Genomic DNA, 21,740 nt, shown 5'->3' on the forward strand with positions numbered 1-21,740 from the left:
GTGGAGGGTTGTTGGCGGAACATGCCACCAACAGGCCGAAAACGGACCCCCGGATCGCAACCACCGTGCTCAGGCGCCGAGTTTGCGCCGGACCTCGGCTTCGCGGGCGTGGTCGCCCAGCCGCCGGTGGGCGTCGGCGGCCCTGCGGTACTCCTCGTCGGCGCCCAGCGGGTCGCCCTGCACGAGCAGGTTGTCGCCCACCGCCTCGGCGGACGCCGCGATCCCGGCGCCGAGCCCGGCGCGTTCGAAGGCGGCCAGCGCGGCGCGGTGCAGTTCCACTCCCGCGCCGTACGCGCCGCGCCGCTCCTCCAGGTGCCCCAGCTCGGTCAGCGTCCAGCCCTCCCCCGCCGTGAGGCCGCCCCGGCGGTAGAGGGCGAGGGCGCCGTGCAGATGGCGCTCGGCGGGCACGAAGCCGCCGGTCTGGGCGTAGGCCGTACCGAGTCGGCGCCGGGTGTCGGCAAGTACGGCCGCGTCACCGGCGTGCCGGGCGAGTGCGGCCGCGTCACCGGCGTGCCGGGCGAGTAGGGGCAGTGCCCGCTCCAGGCAGTCGATCGCCTCGTCGGGGCGGCGGCGGTCCAGGTGGAGGGCACCGAGGGCGCGCAGCACCTCCGCCTCGCCCGCGGTGTCGCCCGCCTCCCGGCAGTCCTCCCACGCGGTGCGCAGCTCCCGCAGGGCCTCCTCGTACCGTCCGGCGCCGCGCAGGGCGGCGCCCAACAGCCGCCGGGTGGCGGTCTGTTCGGTGCGGCCGGCGAGGTGCCGCCCGAGGGCGACCGCCATACGCAGATGGTCCACGGCCCGGTCGAGCCGCCCTTCGTGCGCGTACGCGGCGCCGAGGCCGCGCATGGCGTGCGCCGTCCAGCCCTGCTCTCCGGAGCGGCGGGCCGCGTCGAGGACGGCGGCCCACATGGCGACGCGCGCGCTCTGACCGGGGCGCCCCTCCAGCCAGGGGTCGGCGGCGAGGGCGAGCGCGTGGGCGTGGTTGAGCAGCCCCTCGCGTACGGCGGCCCGGACGAGGTGGGGGACGGCGTACTGCTCCGTGGCGCCCCAGGCGCGGCTGCCCGGGTCGGTGGCGTCCTCGGTGCAGGCGGTCACGATCCGTTCGAGTGACGCCCGGCGTTCGGCGGGGGCCGTTTCGTGGTCGAGGCGTTCCGCGGCGAGCCGGCGGACCAGGTCGTGCAGCCGGTACCCGCCGGGGCCCTCGGGCCGGGCGAGTTGGGCGTCGGTGAGGCGCCGGAAGCCGCCGCGGGTTGCGGCGGGGTCGAGGTCCGCCGCGGCCGCGGCGATCCGTACGGTGACGCGGCCCGCCGGGCAGGCGCCGAGGGCGCGCAGCAGTGCCCGGTCGGGGGCGCCGAGTGCGGCGTAGGCGGTTTCGAAGGCGGCCCGGACGGCGAGGTCGTCCATGCGCAGCTGGTGGAGGCGGTCGCGTTCGGCGGCGAGGCGGCCGGCGAGCGCCGGCATCTGCCCGGTGGGCATGGAGCGGGACACGCCGGCCGCGGCGCGGACGGCGAGCGGGAGGCGTCCGCAGGCGTGGACGGCGGTCCGCGCGTGGTCGGGTCCGGCGGCGGGGCGGCCGGGCCCGGCGACGGCGGCGAGGAGGGCGAGCGCGTCGGGTTCGGTGAGCGGGGTGAGCGGAACGGGCGCGGCCTCGGGCAGGTTCCGGAGCGCGTCACGGCTGGTGAGGAGAGTCAGGCAGTGCTCGCCCGCCGGCAGCAGGGCGCGGGCCTGGCAGGCGTCCGCGGCGTCGTCGAGGAGCAGCAGGATCCGCCGGCCAGCGGTGCGGCCGCGGAAGCGGGCGGACAGCGCGTCGCTGGTGCCCGACTGTTCCTCGGCGGGGGCGCCGAGGGCGGCGAGGAGCCCCGCCAGCACGGCGGCGGGGGCCGACGGTTCGCCGCGTCCGCCGCCGAGCTCGGCGTACAGCCGCCCGTCGGGGAACAGCGGCCCGAGTTCATGGGCGAGGCGGACGGCGAGCGCGGACTTGCCGGTGCCCGGCGGGCCGGTCAGGGCGATGGCGCGGTGGCCGGCGCGGACGAGGCCCAGGACGGCGCCGGTCTCGGTGGCGCGGCCGGTGAAGTGGTCCACGGGGGACGGGAGTTCGGCCGGGTCCGGCGGGGCGGAGGTGGCGGCCCGGGGCGGCGGGCCGGCCGGGCGCCGCCGGGTTCGCGCCCGGCGGACGGCGGTGTACGCGGCACCTGCCGCCGCGGCTGCCACGAGCGGCCAGACGAAGGGGGCGAGGGGCACGAGCGGGGCGAGGAGCGGAGTGGGGGTGCCGCAGGTGGACGCGTGGAGTGCCGCGGCGAGCGGAACCGACAGCAGCGCCGATGCCGCGACCAGCCCGGCAGTCGCACGAGTGCGCAGCACGGTCCCCCCGTCCCGGTCCCGGTCCCCTGTCCCGTCCGTCCGGCGCCCTGGTCCGTGCCCGCGCCGTACGCGTTCCTCACATTCTGGCCCCCTCGGCGCCCGCTGCGCCTGACCGGGACGGGGATTTCGGGGATCGGTTCGCGGGAAGGCGGCCGCGCGGGGGGTCGCCGAACTCGTCCGCGACCGGTCAGCCGTTGCCGGTCCGGGCGGGAGAGCGCGCCGCGGGGGACGAGCCCGGGAGCCGGGGCCGCCGGGAGCAGGTTCCGGCGATGTGAGGCGGTGGGGGCCCCGGCGCCCGTGCGTCTACGGGGACGGTGTGCGCGCTGCGGCGAGCAGGCGTGCCGTGTCGTCGGCGCACAGCTGAAGCGCGTTGCCGACCGTGGTCAGCACCTCCCGCTCCGCCGGGGTGTAGGGCCCGTCGGCGAGGGCGATGCCGGCGCCCTGCAGCAGGATCGATTCGCGTCCGGCCGGGGCCAGATGCGGGGTGAGCGGTTCCAGCGCCTCGTGGAGCTCGATGGCGAGGGCCGCGCCGCAGGGTCCCGCGTCGGTGATGAAGCGGCCGGTGTCGGCGGCGAGCGCCTCCACCAGGGCGGTCAGCTGGTCCTCGGTGCAGTCGCTGATCCCGGCGGCGCGGACCGCGGCGACCGCGGTCCGCCGGACCGGGCGGGCGGAGGTCCCCCCGGCGGCCAGGACGGCGAGTGCGACGGTGTGCACGGCGTCGCGGAGCATCGCGGAGAAGCGGCCGGTGGTGGGGTGGTCCAGGGCGTCGGTGCCGAAGTGGCTGTGGCAGGCGGCGCATTCGACGACCGGCCCGGCCAGGCCGCGCGGGAGGACGGGGACACCGAGGACGGTGAAGCGGCGGCGGCCGGTGCGGCGGCGGTAGTTGCGGTCGCCTCCGCACTCCGGGCAGAAGAACTCGCCGTCGCCGACGGTGGTCCACGAGGTGCGCGTCCCGAAGACACGAAGTCCACGATGGCCGTGGATGCGCGGTTTTCGGCCGCTCTGTCCGCGGGCTGGCAGCACGTCGCACCTCCGTGACCCTCCGGCAACATTGCCGCTCTGACGTGATGTTAGCCACATCGCGGAGGTGGCGTCAGCACCCGGGCGCCACATCACCCGGACATGGCCGAACCCCGCCCCTGTCCGGGTGCGGGGTTCGGCGGCCGCGGGTGGCGGTGGGCGTCAGCGGGAGGCGCGGTTGACGGCCGAGACGACCGCCTTCAGCGAGGCGCGGGTGGTGTTGGCGTCGATGCCGATACCCCACAGGACCTTTCCGTCGATGGCGCATTCGATGTAGGAGGCCGCCTGGGCGGAGGCGCCCTCGCTCATCGTGTGCTCCTGGTAGTCCAGGACGCGTGCGTCCACTCCGATCCCGCTCAGAGCGTCGACGAACGCGGAGATGGGGCCGTTGCCGCTGCCGGTCAGCACCGTGTCCCGGCCGTCCACGACCGCACCGACGGTGAGGGTGTCGGTGCCGTCGCCGTGCGAGGTGGACTGGCCGGAACGCAGCTGGACACGGCCCCACGGGTCGACCGGGTTGGGCAGGTACTCGTCCTGGAAGACGGACCAGATGTCCTTCGGGGTGACCTCGCCGCCCTCGGCGTCGGTCTTGGCTTGAATGATGCGGGAGAACTCGATCTGCATCCGGCGCGGCAGGTCCAGCTTGTGGTCGTTCTTCAGCACATAGGCGATACCGCCCTTGCCGGACTGCGAGTTGACCCGGATGACCGCCTCGTAGGAGCGGCCCACGTCCTTGGGGTCGATCGGCAGGTACGGGACGGCCCACGGGATGTCGTCGGTCGTCACGCCCGGGCCCTGGGCGGCCGCGTCGGCCTCCATGGCGTCGAAGCCCTTCTTGATGGCGTCCTGGTGGGAGCCGGAGAAGGCGGTGTAGACGAGGTCGCCCGCGTAGGGGTGGCGCGGGTGCACCTCCATCTGGTTGCAGTACTCGCTGGTGCGGCGGATCTCGTCGATCTGCGAGAAGTCGATCTGCGGGTCGACGCCCTGGGAGAACAGGTTCATGCCCAGGGTGACCAGGTCGACGTTGCCGGTGCGCTCGCCCTGGCCGAACAGGCAGCCCTCGATACGGTCCGCCCCCGCCATGATCGCCAGTTCGGCCGCGGCCACGGCGGTGCCGCGGTCGTTGTGCGGGTGCACGGAGAGGCAGACGTACTCGCGGCGGGTCAGCTCGCGGGACATCCACTCGAAGCGGTCCGCGTGGGTGGAGGGAGTCGAACGCTCCACGGTGGCGGGCAGGTTCAGGATGATCTCCCGGCCGGGGCCGGGCTGCCATACGTCGCAGACGGCCTCGCAGACCTCCAGGGCGAAGTCCAGCTCGGTGTCGGTGAAGATCTCCGGGCTGTACTGGTAGCCGAAGACGGTCTCGTCGCCCAGCAGCTTGTCGGCGTACTCCATCACCAGCCGGGTGCCGTCGACGGCGATCCGCTTGATGTCGTCCTTGGAGCCCCGGAAGACGACGCGGCGGAACGTCGGCGCGGTCGCGTTGTACAGGTGGACGGTGGCGCGCTTGGCGCCGACGATCGACTCGACGGTGCGCTCGATCAGGTCCTCACGGGCCTGGGTCAGCACGGAGATCGTCACGTCGTCCGGGATCGCGCCCTCCTCGATGATCGAGCGCACGAAGGCGAAGTCCATCTCGCCGGAGGAGGGGAAGCCGACCTCGATCTCCTTGTAGCCGAGCCGGACGAGCAGGTCGAACATCTCGCGCTTGCGGGCCGGCGACATCGGGTCGATCAGGGCCTGGTTGCCGTCCCGCAGGTCGGTGGAGAGCCACCGCGGGGCCTTGGTGATCCGCCGGTCGGGCCAGGTGCGGTCCGGGATGTCCACGGCCTCGTACGGGCCGTACTTGTGGATCGGCATGCCGGACGGCTTCTGGGTGTGCGTGGCGTTGGTGATCGGCGTGGGACGGCCGTTCCACTGCGACTGTGACATGGCGTCGGGCTCCTCGGGGTCCTGCGGGCTGGGGTCCCCCGACGCCCTGGGGGCGGTGGGGGAGGCCGACTGTCAACGCAGCACCAGACTCCGCGGGGAGGGGGTCGGCCTACGACTACAGGCCCTCGCCGCGGCAGCTAAGAAGAAGCAGCCCGAAACGCATGATGCGGACGAGCCTAGCGGAGCTTCGGCGCGGGCGCCGGTCCCGTTTCAGTATGCGGGACGACCGACGAGTAACGGTCATATGTGATAGATCACTCTAATTCACTCATCATCGTTGCATTCAGCGACAACCAGGCGGCACAGTGCCACATTGCCGGACATGGACTCCTCCACACCGGTCTTCTGCGGCATCGTGCCGCCCCACCTGCTCGACAGGCTCGCCCGGGCCGGCGACCCGGCCGTCGCCGCCGCGGCCCGCCGCACCCTGGTGGCGGACGCCGCGCACCGCACCGGCCGCCGCCTCACCACCGTCACCGGCGCCCCTCCCCCGGCCCGGGCAGTCGTCCCCGGCCCGCAGCGCACCCTGTACGACGCCGGGAACGGGACCGTGCTGCCCGGCACGCGGGTGCGCTCCGAGGGCGACGAGCCCGTCCGGGACGCCACCGTCAACCGCGCGTACGCCGGCCTCGGCGCGACGTTCGAGCTGCTGTTGACGGCGTACGGCCACGACTCGATCGACGGCGCGGGGCTGCCGCTCGACGCGACCGTGCACTACGGCGAGGACTACGGCAACGCGTTCTGGAACGGCGAGCAGATGGTGTTCGGCGACGGTGACGGCGAGATCTTCCTCGACTTCACCGGGCCGGTCGACGTGATCGCCCACGAACTGGCGCACGGCTTCACCCAGTACTCGGCGAACCTCAGCTACTTCGGCCAGCCCGGCGCCCTGAACGAGTCGGTGTCGGACGTCTTCGGCTCCCTGGTGAAGCAGTACACGCTCGGCCAGAGCGCGGACCGGGCCGACTGGCTCATCGGGGCCGGGCTGCTGGCCCCCGGGGTCGGCGGGGTGGCGCTGCGGTCGATGAAGGCGCCGGGCACGGCGTACGACGACGACGTCCTCGGCAAGGACCCCCAGCCCGCGACGATGGCCGGCTACGTCCGCACGGGCCGGGACAACGGCGGCGTCCACATCAACTCGGGCATCCCCAACCACGCCTTCCACCTGCTCGCCGTCCGGCTGGGCGGGAAGGCGTGGGAGCGGGCCGGCCGGATCTGGTACGACACGCTGACCTCGGGGCGGCTGCCGGTCGACGCGTCGTTCTCCGACTTCGCCGGGGAGACGGTCGCGGCGGCCACGGCGCGCTACGGGAGGGGCGAGGAGCGCGAGGCGGTGCTGAAGGCGTGGTCCCAGGTCGGTGTGGCTGCCAACTGACCCCGGTCCGTACTAGACAGGGGTCATGCGCATCCAGGTACGACGTACGGGCGGGTTCGCCGGCATCGAGCGGGTCCGCGAGGTCGACACCTCGGGGCTGCCCGACGCCCGGGAGTGGCACACCCTGGCCGAGCAGGCGGTGCGCGACGGCAGCGGCACCCCGCCGGTGGGGGTGCCGGACGGCTTCCAGTACCGGCTCACGGTCGACGGCACGACGGTGTACTGCGCGGATCCGCGGCTGTCCGAGGCGCAGCGGAAGCTGATCACCCGGCTGCTGAAGGAAGGCGCCTGAGGACGAAGGTGGAACCGCGGCCCGGCGGGGGGCGGACCCGGCGCCGGGGCAGGAGCCGACGGGGGCCGGGGCGGGCCGGACCGGTGGGGGCGGCCCCGGCGCCGGGGCGGGGCCGGACCGGCGGGGGCCCGGCGGCCCCCCGTACTGGGGCGCCGGCGGCGCTCCGGTCAGAAGCCCAGCCTGCGCAGCTGCTTCGGGTCCCGCTGCCAGTCCTTGGCGACCTTGACGTGAAGATCGAGGAAGACCGGCGTGCCCAGCAGCGCCTCGATGTGCTTGCGGGACTTGGTGCCGACCTCCTTGAGGCGGCTTCCCTTCGGGCCGATGACGATGCCCTTCTGGCTGGGGCGCTCGATGTAGACGTTGGCGTGGATGTCGAGGAGCGGCCGGTCCGCCGGGCGTCCCTCGCGCGGCAGCATCTCCTCGACCACGACCGCGATCGAGTGCGGCAGCTCGTCCCGTACGCCCTCCAGCGCCGCCTCGCGGATCAGCTCGGCGACCATGACCTGCTCCGGCTCGTCCGTGAGGTCGCCCTCCGGGTAGAGCGGGGGGCTCTCGGGGAGCAGCGGGACGAGGAGGTCGCCGAGGAGAGCGACCTGCCTGCCGCCCACGGCCGACACCGGCACGATCTCCGCCCACTCGATGCCGAGCTCGCTGCCGAGGCGGTCGACGGCGATGAGCTGCTCGGCCAGGGTCTTGGAGTCGACCAGGTCGGTCTTGGTGACGATCGCGACCTTGGGGGTCTTCTTGATCCCGGCCAGCTCCTTGGCGATGAAGCGGTCGCCGGGGCCGATCTTCTGGTCGGCGGGCAGGCAGAAGCCGATCACGTCGACCTCGGCCCAGGTGGTGCGCACGACGTCGTTCAGCCGCTCGCCGAGCAGGGTGCGCGGCTTGTGCAGACCGGGGGTGTCCACGAGGACGAGCTGGGCGTTCAGGTCGGGCCGGTGGACGATGCCGCGGACGGTGTGGCGGGTGGTCTGGGGCCGGTTGGAGGTGATGGCCACCTTCTGGCCCACCAGAGCGTTCGTGAGGGTGGACTTGCCCGCGTTGGGGCGGCCGACGAAGCAGGCGAAGCCGGCGCGGTGCGGGGCCTCGGATCCGGGGGTGTGAACGCTCATGCGGGCCATTCTCCCCGATCCGCGGGGCGGCCACGTACCACGTGCCCGGCAGGGCGGGCCCGGACGTCCGCCGGCAGGGAGCGCCCCGGGGCCCGGTGGGACGGGCGACCCGGGGGCCCGGCCCCGCGGCCGTGCCGGCGGCGACGGCAGGCGGGGCGGGGAGGCAGCCGGGCGTCAGCCTTCCCGCGCGGCCCGGCGCCGGGCCCGGAGCCACAGCAGCGCCCCGGCACCGGCCGCGGCCAGGACGGCCGTGACCAGCCAGGGCACGGCGAGGAAGGACACCGCGCCGGATCCGCGGGCGTCGCCCGCACTCGCCGTGAGGGTCACCTCGCCCCAGTCGAGCTGGGGGGCTCCGGCCCAGCTCGCGGTGAGCCGGATCTTCTGCCGGGGCAGCAGTTCGCCGGGGACGCCGGTCAGGTCCCGGGCCAGCAGCGTGCGGCCGAAGAGGCCCTCTGCGCGCAGGGCGACCTTCGGGTTGAGGGTGACGTTGCCGCGGTTGTGCAGCGTGTAGGAGATCAGGGCGCTGCTGTCTCCGGTACCGGGCACCAGGGGTGTGTCCGGGCTGTAGCGGACGTCCTCGACGGCGAGCGCGGGTACGGCCGGGCCGTTCACCCGGAGATGGACCCGGGCGCCGACGGCCCGCCGGATGCCGACGCCCACGGCTCCCCCGGCCCCGGGGGCGACGCGTTCGTCGAGGGCGACCAGCGCACCCGGGTGGTCACCGGGCTCGGCGTCCTCGGGGACGGTCAGGGTGTACGGGACGGTGACCGAGGAGCGGGCGGGCACGGTCACCCGGGTGCGGTCCGGCTCCGCCCAGGCGCCGACACCGCGCTGCCTCTCCTCGCGGGTGCGGACGGCGAAACCCCCGTCCCTGGGGGTGTTGTGGGCGTCCGCCGCGTACAGCAGGAACGTCATCGGCACGGTGGTCTTGTTGGTCACGGTGACGCTGTCGTTGAGCGTGGTGCCGGGGTCGGCGGAGAGGTAGAAGTACGGGCGGCGGCCGGGTCCGGAGGCCGTGGGCTCGACGGACCACTCGCCGTTGTCGGCGGCGTACGCGGCCGGGACGGCGTACAGGGACGCGGCCAGCGCGAGGAGAGCCGCGAGCAGCGGGAGGAGGGGCGCGGGCAGCGGGAGGTGCGCGGGCAGTCTTCGCACTGAGGCGGTTCCCCCGGATCGGGGCGGGCCGACCGGGTGCGCGCCCGGCCCGCCGTGCGTGTCAGGTGAGGGTGAGGGTCAGTACGCCGGAGTAGGCGCCGGGGGCGGTGAACGCCGGCACGTCCAGCGACACCTTCGCCCCCGCGGTGAACTCGCCGCCGGTGAGGGCCGCGTTCGGGGTGGACGCCAGGGTGGCTCCGGCGGTGCCGACGGCTCCCGCGGAGCCCGCCGCGCAGGTGCTGGGGCTGCCTGCCTTGGTGGTGCAGGCTGGGGTCCAGCTCAGCCGTCCGGCATCGATCTTCCCGCCGGGGCCGGTGAAGTCGGTGACCTTGCCGGTCAGGGACCAGCCCGCGGGCCCGCCGCGGAAGTCCTTGACGGTCACCGTGTGGAGGTCGCCGGTGGCGGCGCCGCCCTTGCCGAAGTCGACGGACGTCAGCTGGACGGTGTCACCGGCCTGGGTCATGGACAGGGTGCCGGCCGCGATCGCGGTGGTGAGCTTCTGGCTGTTCGCGGGGACGGGGCTGTCGTCGACGACGGTGTACGCCGCGGGGCCCGCACCCTTGTCGTCGCTCCAGGCGGTGCCCTCGTAGGCGACGACTCCGGTGGTGGCCTTGTCGGCGACCGTCAGCTGTGCGGAGAAGGTGCCCGTCGCGCTCGCCTTGACGGTGACCCTGTCCGCGGTCTCGGCCGCGCCGGCGCGGCCGGCGACGGTGATGTCGGCGAGCGGGGTGAACTTGGCGCCGGTGACGGCCACCGTGTCGCCCGGTCCGCCGGAGGCCGTGCCGAGTTGGATGGACCGCTCGTTGGCGCCGGGCTGCTCGGTGGCGACGATCGTCCGCGAGACGGGCGCGGGCGGGTTCGTCACCGTGCAGGGGGTGTCCAGCTCCATGATGTAGCTGGTGTGGATGTTGTAGTCGCCCGGGGAGAGGGTGATCGAGCCGGGCGCGGTGACCGTGAAGGTGCCGGTCATGGAGAACGCCGGGAAGGGTGCCTTGCCGGGGACGGGCGGGTTCTTCTTCGGCCCGGCGACGGTGACGCTGCCGGGCTGGGCGCCGCCGAGGGTCACCTTGCCGGTCGGGGTCATGATGTCGGCGGGCAGCGCGAGGTCGACCGGGTTTCCCGCGGCGGGCTTGGTGACCGTGTAGGTGACGGTGACCGTGTCGCCCACCCTGGGTGCGGCGTTGTCGACGGTGATCTCGCCCGTGGTCGTGCCGTTGATGGGCGGGATGCCGGAGATGGGCGGAGGGACGCAGCGCGTCGGGAAGTCGACCGCCTGGGCCGTTCCCATCTGGGCCGCGGCGGAGGGCGTGAGGAGCCCGCCGCCGGCGGCCACGAGCGCGCTCACCCCCAGCAGCGCCGCCCAGCGGCGTCTTCGTGGTGTGGATGGCAGGGATGCCATGCGCTTCCCCCTTCGCTCTGCCTCAACTGGGTGGCCGTCATTGACGGGGTGGGGGGAGGAGAAGTCAAGGGAATCAGGACACATCGACTGATGGCCCATCAGTTCGTGTCAGGGTCGGGGACGCCGCGGCCCGGGGACCGGCAGCCGGCGGGTCTGCGCGTCTCGTGGCCGGGAACTGCGGCGCGCGGGGAGCCCGGCGGCCCGGCACCCGGCCCGGCCGGCACGGGCGGCCGCGGTACGCGGCGGGGCCTGCGGCGCGCGGCGGGTCCTGCGCGCGCGGCCCCGCTGCGCGCAATCCGTGCGCGGCGAGGTGCCGGTGGCTCCGTCGCCAGGCCGGCCCCGGGCCGTTCGCGCGGCGGCGGGTGAGCAGGGCGGCCGCGCGCCGCCGGGGTTCGCGGTTGCCCGGCGCGCGCTCCGGTCACGGCGTGGAGCGGGGTGGGGAAGCGGAGGGGGCGAGCGTCGCATCCGGCCGCGGGCGGCCCGCGGCCGGACCGGCCGCCATGGGGACGCCGACGGCGAGGCAGACGATCGGCAGGGGTGCCGCCGCGCCCGCGCAGCGCGCGGCGGTGCGAGCCGCCGCCCGGCCGAACGGGCTGCGGCGGCCTGGAGGAGCGGGAAACACACCGGACCGGGCTGCCGGGCCGGTGACCGCCCGGCCGGTGACCGCCCGGCTGCCCCGTAGACCCGCTGGCCCGCTGCCCCGTAGACCCGCTGCCCCGTAGACCCGCTGGCCCGTAGACCCACTGGCCCACTGGCCCACGACTGGCTCGCTGGCCCACTGGCCCACTGGCCCACTGGCCCACTACTGGCTCGCTGCCCCACGGAGCCGCTGCCACACCGGCCCACTGACCCGTTGAGCGGGATGCGGCCGGTCGGCCGTTGCGCGACGTTCCGGCCCCAGGTGCCCGCGGGGGCGCGTCAGCCCGCCGGCTCGGTCGCCCGGAGCAGGCCGTCGGGGCCGGCGAGCAGCACCGGTGTGCCGGGGCCGCCGAGGTCCCGGACTGCGGCGCGGTCGGCGTCGGCGACCGTGTCGGCGTCGGTGACGACCGCCGCGGCCTCCAGGGACTTGGCGCCGCTGGCCACGGCCATCGCGACGGCCGTCTGAAGGGCGGTCAGCCGCAGCGACTCCAGCGCCACCGTGCCCGCGACGTACGTACGGCCCGTCTCGTCCCGCACCGCCGCGCCCTCGGGAACGCCGTTGCGCGCTCGGGCGCTGCGCGCCAGCGTGATGATCTTGCGGTCTTCGGGATCGAGTCCGGAGCTGTCAGTCATGGCACGAGCATAGTTCGCGGCACGGGCCCGCCCGGCGGGCGCCGGCCCCCGGGCGCATCGTGCCGGGTACAGCGGTGCCGGGCCGGGCGTGCGGCCGTCAGGGGCGGTCGAGGCGGAGCCGCTGCGCCTTCGGCAGGCCGGCGACGACGAGGTCGTAGGAGTCCTCGATGAGCTCCCGGACCATGCGGGCCGGGAGCTCCCCCACCGTGACGGTGTTCCAGTGGCGCTTGTTGAGGTGGTAGCCGGGGACGACCGCCGGGTGCTCCGCACGCAGCCGGACGGCTTCGTCCGGGTCGCACTTCAGCGACACCGTCAGCGGGGTGGCCGCCAGGTCGGACAGGGCGAACATCTTCCCGGCGACCTTGAAGACCGAGACCTCGGGGCCGAAGGGGAAGTCCTCCACCGCGGCGTTCTGCTCCAGGCAGAACTCCCTCAGCCGGCGGGGCGTCAGCGGGCCGCTCACGCCGGCTCCACCAGAACGGTGACGATCTTGTTCCGGCGGCCGGCGGGGGACTCGGCGGTCAGCCGCAGGGCGCGGCCGTCCGGGAGCTCGACCTGGACGCTGGCACCGGCGATCGGTACCCGGCCGAGGGACTTGGCCAGCAGTCCGCCGACGGTCTCCACGTCCTCGTCGTCGTAGGCGTCGAGGCCGAACAGCTCGCCGAGGTCCCCGATGTCGAGCCGGGCGGTGACGCGGTAGCGCGAGTCGCCGAGCTCCTGCACGGGCGGCAGTTCCCGGTCGTACTCGTCGGTGATCTCGCCGACGATCTCCTCGAGGATGTCCTCGATCGTGACGATCCCGGCCGTGCCGCCGTACTCGTCGATGACCACGGCGACGTGGTTGCGCTCCTGCTGCATCTCGCGCAGCAGATCGCCCGCGTTCTTGGTGTCGGGTACGAAGGCCGCCGGGCGCATCGCCGTGGAGATCAGCTCGGTCTCCGCGTCCCGGTTGATGTGCGTCTTGCGGACCAGGTCCTTCAGATACACGATCCCGACGACGTCGTCCTCGTTCTCCCCGGTGACCGGGATGCGGGAGAAGCCGGAGCGCAGGGCGAGGGTGAGCGCCTGGCGGATGGTCTTGTACCGCTCGATGGCGACGAGGTCCGTCCGCGGGACCATCACCTCCCGGACCAGGGTGTCGCCGAGCTCGAAGACGGAGTGCACCATCTTCCGCTCCTCGGCCTCGATCAGCGACTCCTGCTCGGCGAGGTCGACCATCGCGCGCAGCTCGGCCTCACTGGCGAAGGGGCCCTTGCGGAAGCCCTTGCCCGGGGTCAGCGCGTTGCCGATGAGGATGAGCAGCTGCGGGATCGGGCCCATGATCCGGGCCAGCGGGAGCAGGACGTACGCGGCCGCCGTCGCCGTGTTGAGCGGGTGCTGGCGGCCGATGGTGCGCGGGGAGACGCCGACGGCGACGTAGGAGACGAGGACCATCACACCGATGGCGACGGTCAGCGCCTGCCAGGTCTTGGCGAACTCCTGCAGGCAGGCGTAGGTGACCAGCGCCCCGGCGGCCATCTCGCAGGCGACGCGCACGAGCAGGGCGACGTTGAGGTAGCGGGTCGGGTCGGAGGCGACCTGGACGAGCCGGGCGGCGCCGCGCCGCCCGGAGCGCAGCGCCTCGGCGGCGCGGAAGCCGGAGACCCGGGCGATGCCGGCCTCGGCGCAGGCGGCGAGCCAGGCGACGACGACGAGGGCGACGGCGCCGACGACGAGCTGGACGCTCATGAGACGGTCGGCGCCGGGGACGGACCGGTCAGGCCCTTCTCCGCCCTCCAGCCGTCGACGATCGCCGCCTGCAGCCCGAACATCTCGGCGCGCTCGTCGGCCTCCTCGTGGTCGTACCCGAGCAGGTGCAGGACCCCGTGGACGGTGAGCAGCCGGAGCTCCTCGTCCATGGAGTGCCGGGTCGGCGCCTCCTCGCCCTGCTTCTTCGCCACCTCGGGGCAGAGCACGATGTCGCCGAGGAGCCCCTGGGGGGGCTCCTCGTCGTCCTTGACGGGCGGACGCAGTTCGTCCATGGGAAAGGACATGACATCCGTGGGGCCCGGCAGGTCCATCCACTGGATGTGCAGCTGCTCCATGGCCTCGGCGTCCACAACGATCACCGAGAGTTCGGAGAGCGGGTGGATGCGCATCCGCGCGAGGGCGTAGCGGGCGATGTCGAGGATCGCCTGCTCGTCGACCTCGATGCCGGACTCGTTGTTGACGTCGATCGACATGGTGCTGACCGGTTCACTTCCCGTTGCTGCCGTTGCGGCTGTCGTACTGCTCGTAGGCGTCGACGATACGGCCCACGAGCTTGTGCCGGACGACATCCCGCGATGTCAGCAGGGAGAAGTGCACGTCCGGGACGCCGTCCAGGATCTCCCGGACCTGGCGCAGACCGCTCTTGGTCCCGCCGGGCAGGTCGACCTGGGTGACGTCACCGGTGATCACGATCTTCGAGTCGAAGCCGAGGCGCGTCAGGAACATCTTCATCTGCTCGGGGTTCGTGTTCTGCGCCTCGTCGAGGATGATGAACGCGTCGTTGAGCGTACGGCCGCGCATGTACGCCAGCGGCGCCACCTCGATCGTGCCCGCGGCCATCAGACGCGGGATCGAATCCGGGTCGATCATGTCGTGCAGGGCGTCGTACAGCGGCCGCAGATACGGGTCGATCTTCTCGTAGAGCGTGCCGGGCAGGAAGCCCAGGCGCTCGCCCGCCTCGACCGCGGGCCGGGTGAGGATGATCCGGTTGACCTGCTTGGACTGCAGCGCCTGCACGGCCTTGGCCATCGCCAGGTACGTCTTGCCGGTACCGGCCGGGCCGATGCCGAACACGACCGTGTGCTTGTCGATGGCGTCGACGTAGCGCTTCTGGTTGAGCGTCTTGGGACGGATCGTGCGGCCCCGGCTGGACAGGATGTTCTGGGTGAGGACCTCGGAAGGGGTCTCGGGCGCCGTGCCTCCGTCTTCCTCGCGAAGCATGGCGATCGAGCGTTCCACGGCGTCCTCCGTCATCGGCTGCCCGGTGCGGAGCACCAGCATCATCTCGTCGAAGAGGCGCTGGACCAGTGCGACGTGCCGCTCGTCGCCGACCGCACTGATCACATTGCCGCGGACATGGATGTCCACGGCCGGGAACGCCTTCTCGATCACGCGCAGCAGGGAGTCACCTGAACCGAGCACGGTCACCATCGGGTGCTTCGCGGGGACGGTGAAGTGGGCTCGTGCCTGCCCCGGCGCGAGGGTCTGGTCTGTGGGTGTCTGAGTCATGGGCCGGCCCTCTGGCCTGCGCGTACCTCCCGTTTCAGGGTTCTCGCTGCTCGACAACCTCTGGGATACCAGCGTACGACCCCGCACGGACAGTCCCTAAGTGCTTTTCCGCACCGCCGGAGAACCGCGTCCCGTTCTCCCAGGGGACCGGGGGCGGGCAGGGGGAGCAGGGGGAGCGGAGCGAGCGGAGCAGTGCGGGACGGGACGGTCAGGACGGACGGTACGGACGGTACGGACGGGACCGGCGAGACGGCCGGGACGGGCAGGACGGGCGGGACCGACGAGACGGGCGAGGTGGGCGGGACCGGCGGGAAGTTCGGGCCGGGGCTCCGGCGCCGTCAGACCGGCCGCCGGAAGCCGATCGTCGGGAGCGCGCGGCGCAGCGGCCAGGGGCGGTCGGGCGCGGGAACCAGCCCGGCCAGGAAGGAGTAGCGGGCGAGCGCCTCGGGGTCCTGGTCCTCACAGCCCTGCACGTACTGCCACCACGCCGCCACCTCGGTCCAGCCGGGCGCCGACAGCGAGCCGCCGAACTCCTGCACGGACAGCGCGGCGGTCAGTCCGGCGAAGGCGAGCCGGTCCGCGAGCGGCCAGCCGGCGAGGGTGCCGGTGACGAAGCCCGCCATGAAGACGTCTCCGGCTCCCGTGGGATCCAGCACCTCGACCCCGATCGCCGGGACCTCGGCCGCCTCGCCGGAGCCGCCGTCCACGGCGTAGGCGCCGTCGGCGCCGAGCGTGACGACCGCGAGCGGCACCTTCTCGGCCAGCGCCCGGGCGGCGGCGCGCGGGCAGTCGGTGCGGGTGTAGCGCATCGCCTCCTCGGCGTTGGGCAGGAACGCCTCGCACAGCTCCAGGTCGTGCAGGGCGCGCAGGTCCCAGCGGCCGGACTCGTCCCAGCCGACGTCGGCGAAGATCCGGGCGCCCCGGCCGGCCGCCTCCGCGATCCAGGGCTCGAGGCGGCCCGGCGCGAGGGAGGCCACGGCGGCGCGAGCCCGGGGAGCCGCCGCCGGGGCGGTCTCGCGCAGGGGGGCCTCGTGGCCGTGCGACACCATCGTGCGCTCGCCCTCGTACGCCATGGAGACCGTCACCGGGGAGTGCCAGCCGGGCACGGTCCGCGACTGGGACAGATCGATGCCCTCGCCCTGCTCCAGGGCGTCCCAGCAGTAGTCGCCGTAGAAGTCGTCACCGAAGGCCGCGGCGAGGGAGGTGCGCAGACCCAGCCGCGCCAGTGCGGTGGCCATGTTGGCGACGCCGCCCGGGCTCTGGCCCATCCCGCGTGCCCAGGTCTCGGTCCCGCGCACCGGAGCGGTGTCGAGCCCGGTGAAGACGATGTCGAGGAAGACGGTGCCGGTGAGGAACACGTCGTACGCCGGGTCCCCTCCGGTGCGCACGGCGGCCAACGGGTCGATGTGCGCGGTGTGTTGCTGCTGCTCTCCGTCGGTCGTGATCACGGTGGCTCCCGGATTGCCGTGCGCTGCGTGCAAAGAGCGGTCCGAATCATGACAGTGTGCCTGATCCGCGCCCGTGGGCAGCCCCTGCGCAGCACGCCCGCAGCCCTCACGCGGCACGCGCGCAGGACTCGCGCAGCCTTCACGCGGCACGTGCGCAGGACTCGCGCAGCCCTTGTGCAGGACTCGCGGAGAGCGTTCAGGGCCGGGGTCGGGGTCGACCGGGAGCGGACTTCGACCAGGGAAAACGCACTCTGCTACCCGATCACTCACACCGCAAACCACATGTGTCCCGCATCACAGCTTTCCGGCTTCTCCGGCGCCGGGAGTGCTTGATACAAATTGGCGCGCGTTCCCGTGCAGCAGACACCGGGCGCTCCTCCCTCCTCCTCGCCCGAGCGGCGCGGTGGATCCCCATGCCTTCAGCCCCTTGCTCCCGGGAACGCCCATGTCCTCGCGCCTGCGCGCCGCGTGGCCGCTCGTCGCCGTCTTCGCCGTCGGCTACCTCGCCTCCTACCTTCTCCCCACCGTCGTCGGCCGGCTCTCCGCCGGACTCGGCCTGGCTCCCGCCCAGGCCGGACTGGTCGGCTCCGTCCTGCTGTTGGCGTCCTCGGCCGCCGGCTTCGCGCTGGCGTCCCGGGTCGAGCGGTTCGGGCCGCGCCGGCTCGCCCGGACGGGCCTGGTCCTCGCCTTCGCGGGCTACGGTGCGGCGGCCGTCACGTCCGCGGTGCCCGTGGTCGTCATGGGCGTCACGGTGGGCGGCCTCGGCTCCGGCACGGCGACCGCGGTCGCCGCGGCGGGCATCGCCGCCCAGCGCGATCCGCACCGGGTGTCCGCACTCGGCCTGCTCTCGGTGTCGGCGACCGCCGGGGCCCTGTACCTGACGATCCCCCGGCTCGGCGGCGGCCACACGCTGCCGTTCGCCGCGCTCGCGGTGGCGGCGCTCGCGGCATGGCCCGCGACACGCAGGCTGGACTCCCCCGGGGCCCGGGTCAGCGTGCCGGGCGTCCAGGGCCTGCCGGGTCCGCGCGCCTCACGTCCCCCGCTCCCCCACCGCCGCTCGGGCGCGGTGCTCGCGGCCGCGATGCTCTGCTGGGCGATGGCCCAGAACGCCCTCTGGGGCGTGAGCGGCCGGATAGGCACCACCCAGGCCGGGCTGAGCGAGGTCACGGTCGGCGCGGTCTTCGCGGTGGCGCTGGGCGCCGGGCTCTGCGGCGTCGTGGTCGCCGGGACGGTGGGCGCACGGTTCGGACGGGCGGTACCGATCGGTGCGGGCACGGTGCTCATCGCCCTCTGCGTCGCGGTCAGTTCGTCCGCGCGCGGCCTGGCTGCCTTCGCCGTCGGCGAGGTCCTCTGGAACACCTTCTACCCGGTGGTGCTCTCCTACCTGATCGGTCTCGCCGCCTCGCTCGACAGCCGCGGGCGCTGGGCCGTCCTCGTCGGCTCGGCGTCGTCGCTGGGCGTGGCGTGCGGGCCGATGGCGGGCAGCCTGCTGTCGGCGCACACCGGGTACCCGGGCATGGGGCTGGTGCTGTGCGCGGCCCTGCTGGTCGTGGCGGTGCCGATGACCGCGGTCGCCGTGCACACCTCGGGCCGGCGTCCGGTGCCGGTGCCCCTGCCGGTGCCCGCCCCGATCCGGCGCAGCACCGCGGTGGCCCCCGCGGTACTCGCGGAGATCCCGGTCCCGGTGGCGGAGACCGCCCCGGCGGGTTCGGCGGGTACGGCGAAGGTCCTGGCCTCCTGAGACCGGGCGGCGGCGCGGCCTCGGGGGTACGCGCCGCCGCCCCCGGCCCGGGTACGCCGGAGCGGGCCCGCTCCGTACGGCCGGGCCGGTTGGCGCGCTCGGCAGCCCGGTCCGGTCACTCCCGGTCGAAGTCGTAGCCGGCGACCTCCGCCAGACAGCGCTCGCGGCGTGCCTCGTCCTGGTCCAGGAAGGCCGCGCGGAAGGAGTTGCGGGCCAGTTCGCGCAGTTGCTCCTGGGTCAGCCCGAGCGCCTCGCGCACCGCGTGGAAGGTGTCGCCGACGTAGCCCCCGAAGTAGGCGGGGTCGTCGGAGTTCACGGTGACCAGCAGGCCGGCGCCCATCATGGCCCGCAGCGGGTGCTCCTCCAGGGTGTCGACGGCCCGCAGGCGGACGTTCGAGAGCGGGCAGAGGGTGAGCGGGACCTGCTCGCGGACCAGCCGTTCGACCAGCTCGGGATCCTCCATGGACCGCAGTCCGTGGTCGATCCGTTCGACGCCGAGGACGTCCAGCGCCTCGCGGACGTACCCGGGCGGCCCCTCCTCCCCGGCGTGGGCGACCTTCCGCAGGCCGAGGGACTCGGCCGCCGCGTACACCTCGCGGAACTTCGACGGCGGGTGACCCACTTCGGCCGAGTCGAGGCCGACCCCGGTGATGTGGTGCAGATAGGGCTTCGCGGCCTCGAGCGTCGCCATCGCGGACTCGGCCGACCGGTCGCGCAGGAAGCACATGATGAGCCGGGTGGACACGCCGTGCCTCTCCTCGGCGCGGTCCAGCGCGTGCGCGAGGCCCTCGACGACCGTGCCGACCGGGACGCCGCGTTCCGTGTGGGCCTGCGGGTCGAAGAAGATCTCGGCGTGCCGCACCCCCTGGGCCGCGGCACGCGCCAGATACGCGTCGGCGAGTTCCGTGAAGTCGTCCGCGGTGTGCAGGACGGCCATCAGTCCGTAGTAGAGGTCCAGGAAGGACTGCAGATCGCTGAAGAGGTAGGCCCTGCGCAGGTCTTCGGTGCCGGCGTACGGCAGTTCTACGCCGTTGCGTTCGGCCAGGGTGAAGGCGAGCTCGGGTTCGAGGGTGCCCTCGATGTGCAGATGCAGTTCGGCCTTGGGGATGAGTGACATCGGTGCTCGCTCGGGCGTCGGCGGGTGGATCAGGCTTCGCGTCTGGGGACCGGGACCCGTACGAGGTCCTGGGCCACGGACAGTTCGCCCTCGAAGCCGGCGGCACGGGCCTGCCGCGCGAACTCGTCGGGTTCGCTGTAGCGCTGGGAGAAGTGTGTCAGCACAAGGTGCCGTACGCCCGCAGCGCGCGCCACCCGGGCCGCCTGTCCCGCCGTGAGATGACCGTGGTCGGTGGCCAGCGCGACGTCCTCGTCGAGGAAGGTCGACTCGATCACCAGCATGTCGCAGCCCTCGGCCAGCTCGTACGCCCCGTCGCAGAGCCGGGTGTCCATCACGAACGCGAAGCGCTGCCCGCGCCGCACTTCGCTGACGTCCTCCAGGGCGACCCCGCCGAGGGCGCCCTCCCGCTGGATACGGCCCACGTCGGGCCCCTTGATGCCGTGCGCGGCCAGGCGCGCGGGCAGCATACGGCGGCCGTCGGGCTCGGTCAGCCGGTAGCCGAACGACTCGACGGGGTGGTCGAGGCGGCGCGCCTCCAGGGTGTAGGAGGGCGTGTCGGCCAGGACCCCGCCGTCCGCGATCGGGGCCTGCGTGAGCCGCACCGTCTCGCGGTAGGCCGTCGCGTACCGGAGCCGTTCGAAGAACCTCCGGCCGCTCGCCGGGTAGTGGGCGGTGACCGGGTGCGGCACCTGGTCGAGGTTGATGCGCTGGATCACCCCCGCGAGACCGAGGGAGTGGTCGCCGTGGAAGTGGGTGACGCAGATCCGGTTGATGTCGTGGGCGGCGACCCCGGCCCTCAGCATCTGCCGCTGGGTGCCCTCACCGGGGTCGAAGAGGATGCCCTCCCCGTCCCAGCGCAGCAGGTAGCCGTTGTGGTTGCGGTGCCGGGTGGGGACCTGGCTGGCCGTGCCGAGGACGACCAGTTCGCGTACGGACAACAGGGGCTCCGTGTCGGTCGGCGCGCTCTATCCGGGCGGCCATTCGAGCCCGCGCCCGCCGAGGACGTGGGCATGCGTGTGGAACACGGTCTGGCCGGCACCGGCGCCGGTGTTGAAGACGATGCGGAAGCCGGAGGCGTCGACCTTGTCCATCGCGGCGACTTCGGCGGCCTCGCGCAGTATGTCGGCGGCGATGCCCGGCTCGGCCCCGGCGAGGGTGGCGGCGTCCGGGTAGTGGACCTTGGGGATCACCAGCACATGTGTCGGCGCCTGCGGGTTGATGTCCCGGAAGGCGAGGGTGGTCTCCGTCTCGCGGACGACGGTGGCCGGCACCTCCCCCGACACGATCTTGCAGAACAGGCAGTCGGCCTGCGGTTCTCCCGCCATGGTCCCGGCCCCTTCACGACTCCGACGATCAGTGGAACTGCATGCTATCGGTGCCGGGGTACCGCTCCGCCGGGTGCCGTGCGGCTCGGGCCCGCGGCCCGGCGGGGTGCGGGACCTCTCGCGGCCGGTCCCGGGCGGCTGCCCGGCCCGGCCGGGCAGCCAGGGCATCCCACCGTCTACCCGGCGGAGGTGCGGGTCTCGGTGACGGTGATGGTCACGGTGACCGTGGGGCGCGCCGCTCCGCCGTCGCCGGGGGCGGGAGGAGGCGGCGCCGGGGTCCTGGTGGGGGTGGGCAGCGGGGCGTTGCAGTCGCCAAGGACGTAGGCGCGGAAGACCCGGCGGCCGTCGGACTTCGCCGTGAGGTCGCCGTGCACGCACCGGCCGCCGATCTCCTGGGTGACCGTGCCGGTGATGGTGATTCTCGCGCCGTCGGCGGTCTCGCCCTCGCAGTCGACACCGGCCGCCGCGCGAACCGAGGGGGAGGCGCCGGTGGCGAGCCGCGCCGCGCAGCTGAGCCAGTGGACGCGGACGCCCTCCTCCTCGAAGGCCCGGGTGCCGGCCCGGTCCGTCGTGTACGACACCGCCATGGCGCTCAGACCGCCGGACGTCCCGGGGTCGCACGCCATGAGACCGGAAGCGGTCAGGGCCGCGCAGACGGGTACGGCCAGCACGCGGAGCGGGCGAAGAGAACGGAGAGGACGGAGAGGACGGAGAGAACGGAGAAGGCGGAGAGGGCGGAGAGGGCGAAGGGAGTGGAACGGAAGGAGAGGGCGGAGAGGGGCCGTCATGGGCGGCAGAGTGCCAGGGGCGGGAAGGGCGCGGTAGACCGTTTGCGGCCAACGGCCCCTTCCGGTGAGCCGCATGGGTGACGCGCGCGGGTTCGCCGTCACCCGGCGCGGCACCGCCGCTGCCCGGCTCCTGCCGGGGGGCGGG

General features: G+C 73.9%; 19 protein-coding genes. 3 read left to right on the plus strand and 16 right to left on the minus strand.

The window, feature by feature from the left end; genetic code table 11:
• Positions 1-69: 69 nt before the first annotated feature.
• The 3 genes from DDW44_RS33165 to leuA all read right to left on the minus strand — a co-directional run bounded on the left by DDW44_RS33165 (position 70) and on the right by leuA (position 5,310).
• A complete protein-coding gene (locus tag DDW44_RS33165; RefSeq protein ID WP_108905984.1) occupies positions 70-2,358 on the minus strand; it encodes a tetratricopeptide repeat protein in 2,289 nt (762 codons plus the stop codon).
• A gap of 303 nt (positions 2,359-2,661) precedes the next feature.
• Complete coding sequence (locus DDW44_RS07955) at positions 2,662-3,381, minus strand: TerB family tellurite resistance protein (protein ID WP_027731232.1); 720 nt, start codon at positions 3,379-3,381, stop codon at positions 2,662-2,664.
• Between the two features lie 159 nt (positions 3,382-3,540).
• On the minus strand, positions 3,541-5,310 hold the full coding sequence (leuA, locus tag DDW44_RS07960; protein WP_108905985.1) for a 2-isopropylmalate synthase: 1,770 nt from the start codon (positions 5,308-5,310) through the stop codon (positions 3,541-3,543).
• A 322-nt stretch (positions 5,311-5,632) separates the two neighbouring features.
• Between leuA and DDW44_RS07965 the strand changes: the two genes are divergently transcribed.
• Together DDW44_RS07965 and DDW44_RS07970 are read left to right on the plus strand one after the other, a co-directional pair.
• The gene (locus DDW44_RS07965) at positions 5,633-6,685 is read left to right on the plus strand and encodes a M4 family metallopeptidase (RefSeq protein ID WP_018889972.1); all 1,053 of its coding nucleotides are present in this window, start codon (positions 5,633-5,635) and stop codon (positions 6,683-6,685) included.
• Positions 6,686-6,710: 25 nt separating this feature from the next.
• Positions 6,711-6,977: a protealysin inhibitor emfourin gene (locus DDW44_RS07970; protein WP_017944977.1), complete on the plus strand. Its 267-nt coding sequence runs from the start codon at positions 6,711-6,713 to the stop codon at positions 6,975-6,977.
• 167 nt (positions 6,978-7,144) lie between these two features.
• Here DDW44_RS07970 and era read toward each other — a convergent pair whose 3' ends face one another.
• The 9 genes from era to DDW44_RS08020 form a co-directional block, all read right to left on the minus strand.
• A complete protein-coding gene (era, locus tag DDW44_RS07975; protein ID WP_027731236.1) occupies positions 7,145-8,092 on the minus strand; it encodes a GTPase Era in 948 nt (315 codons plus the stop codon).
• Between the two features lie 174 nt (positions 8,093-8,266).
• On the minus strand, positions 8,267-9,247 hold the full coding sequence (locus DDW44_RS07980) for a COG1470 family protein (protein ID WP_108905986.1): 981 nt from the start codon (positions 9,245-9,247) through the stop codon (positions 8,267-8,269).
• A gap of 61 nt (positions 9,248-9,308) precedes the next feature.
• Complete coding sequence (locus tag DDW44_RS07985) at positions 9,309-10,646, minus strand: WxL domain-containing protein (protein WP_208647943.1); 1,338 nt, start codon at positions 10,644-10,646, stop codon at positions 9,309-9,311.
• A gap of 918 nt (positions 10,647-11,564) precedes the next feature.
• Positions 11,565-11,918 carry a cytidine/deoxycytidylate deaminase family protein gene (locus DDW44_RS07990; RefSeq protein WP_017944973.1) on the minus strand — a complete coding sequence of 118 codons (354 nt, stop codon included), beginning with the start codon at positions 11,916-11,918 and terminating at the stop codon, positions 11,565-11,567.
• 97 nt (positions 11,919-12,015) lie between these two features.
• On the minus strand, positions 12,016-12,369 hold the full coding sequence (locus tag DDW44_RS07995; protein WP_026164831.1) for an MmcQ/YjbR family DNA-binding protein: 354 nt from the start codon (positions 12,367-12,369) through the stop codon (positions 12,016-12,018).
• Between the two features lie 8 nt (positions 12,370-12,377).
• Positions 12,378-13,646 carry a hemolysin family protein gene (locus DDW44_RS08000; protein WP_018889977.1) on the minus strand — a complete coding sequence of 423 codons (1,269 nt, stop codon included), beginning with the start codon at positions 13,644-13,646 and terminating at the stop codon, positions 12,378-12,380.
• Positions 13,643-14,140, minus strand: coding sequence for an rRNA maturation RNase YbeY (ybeY, locus tag DDW44_RS08005; protein WP_017944970.1), 498 nt, complete (start codon positions 14,138-14,140; stop codon positions 13,643-13,645). The genes DDW44_RS08000 and ybeY overlap by 4 nt, the downstream gene beginning before the upstream one ends.
• Positions 14,141-14,153: 13 nt before the next feature.
• Positions 14,154-15,176: a PhoH family protein gene (locus DDW44_RS08010; RefSeq protein ID WP_026164830.1), complete on the minus strand. Its 1,023-nt coding sequence runs from the start codon at positions 15,174-15,176 to the stop codon at positions 14,154-14,156.
• A gap of 338 nt (positions 15,177-15,514) precedes the next feature.
• On the minus strand, positions 15,515-16,624 hold the full coding sequence (locus DDW44_RS08020) for a carbohydrate kinase family protein (protein WP_108905989.1): 1,110 nt from the start codon (positions 16,622-16,624) through the stop codon (positions 15,515-15,517).
• 445 nt (positions 16,625-17,069) lie between these two features.
• Between DDW44_RS08020 and DDW44_RS08025 the strand changes: the two genes are divergently transcribed.
• Entirely contained in the window at positions 17,070-18,365 is a 1,296-nt protein-coding gene (locus DDW44_RS08025; RefSeq protein WP_108905990.1) for an MFS transporter, read from the plus strand.
• A gap of 115 nt (positions 18,366-18,480) precedes the next feature.
• On the opposite strand, the gene DDW44_RS08030 is transcribed toward DDW44_RS08025, so the two are convergent.
• From DDW44_RS08030 to DDW44_RS08045, 4 genes are all read right to left on the minus strand, one after another.
• Positions 18,481-19,482, minus strand: coding sequence for an adenosine deaminase (locus tag DDW44_RS08030; RefSeq protein ID WP_108905991.1), 1,002 nt, complete (start codon positions 19,480-19,482; stop codon positions 18,481-18,483).
• A gap of 29 nt (positions 19,483-19,511) precedes the next feature.
• Positions 19,512-20,420: a ribonuclease Z gene (locus DDW44_RS08035; protein WP_108905992.1), complete on the minus strand. Its 909-nt coding sequence runs from the start codon at positions 20,418-20,420 to the stop codon at positions 19,512-19,514.
• A gap of 27 nt (positions 20,421-20,447) precedes the next feature.
• Positions 20,448-20,807 carry a histidine triad nucleotide-binding protein gene (locus tag DDW44_RS08040; RefSeq protein ID WP_017944964.1) on the minus strand — a complete coding sequence of 120 codons (360 nt, stop codon included), beginning with the start codon at positions 20,805-20,807 and terminating at the stop codon, positions 20,448-20,450.
• Between the two features lie 176 nt (positions 20,808-20,983).
• On the minus strand, positions 20,984-21,478 hold the full coding sequence (locus tag DDW44_RS08045) for a hypothetical protein (RefSeq protein WP_108905993.1): 495 nt from the start codon (positions 21,476-21,478) through the stop codon (positions 20,984-20,986).
• Positions 21,479-21,740 lie beyond the last annotated feature (262 nt).

It is taken from the genome of Streptomyces tirandamycinicus (assembly GCF_003097515.1).
In the GTDB taxonomy this organism is placed as follows: Bacteria; Actinomycetota; Actinomycetes; order Streptomycetales; family Streptomycetaceae; genus Streptomyces; species Streptomyces tirandamycinicus.

Excerpts from the sequence above, each read along its gene's own strand:
- leuA (WP_108905985.1), bottom strand. The coding sequence starts at position 5,310 with ATGTCACAGTCGCAGTGGAACGGCCGTCCCACGCCGATCACCAACGCC.
- DDW44_RS07965 (WP_018889972.1), top strand. The coding sequence starts at position 5,633 with ATGGACTCCTCCACACCGGTCTTCTGCGGCATCGTGCCGCCCCACCTG.
- DDW44_RS07970 (WP_017944977.1), top strand. The coding sequence starts at position 6,711 with ATGCGCATCCAGGTACGACGTACGGGCGGGTTCGCCGGCATCGAGCGG.
- era (WP_027731236.1), bottom strand. The coding sequence starts at position 8,092 with ATGAGCGTTCACACCCCCGGATCCGAGGCCCCGCACCGCGCCGGCTTC.
- DDW44_RS07985 (WP_208647943.1), bottom strand. The coding sequence starts at position 10,646 with ATGGCATCCCTGCCATCCACACCACGAAGACGCCGCTGGGCGGCGCTG.
- DDW44_RS07990 (WP_017944973.1), bottom strand. The coding sequence starts at position 11,918 with ATGACTGACAGCTCCGGACTCGATCCCGAAGACCGCAAGATCATCACG.
- DDW44_RS08000 (WP_018889977.1), bottom strand. The coding sequence starts at position 13,646 with ATGAGCGTCCAGCTCGTCGTCGGCGCCGTCGCCCTCGTCGTCGTCGCC.
- ybeY (WP_017944970.1), bottom strand. The coding sequence starts at position 14,140 with ATGTCGATCGACGTCAACAACGAGTCCGGCATCGAGGTCGACGAGCAG.
- DDW44_RS08010 (WP_026164830.1), bottom strand. The coding sequence starts at position 15,176 with ATGACTCAGACACCCACAGACCAGACCCTCGCGCCGGGGCAGGCACGA.
- DDW44_RS08025 (WP_108905990.1), top strand. The coding sequence starts at position 17,070 with ATGTCCTCGCGCCTGCGCGCCGCGTGGCCGCTCGTCGCCGTCTTCGCC.
- DDW44_RS08030 (WP_108905991.1), bottom strand. The coding sequence starts at position 19,482 with ATGTCACTCATCCCCAAGGCCGAACTGCATCTGCACATCGAGGGCACC.
- DDW44_RS08040 (WP_017944964.1), bottom strand. The coding sequence starts at position 20,807 with ATGGCGGGAGAACCGCAGGCCGACTGCCTGTTCTGCAAGATCGTGTCG.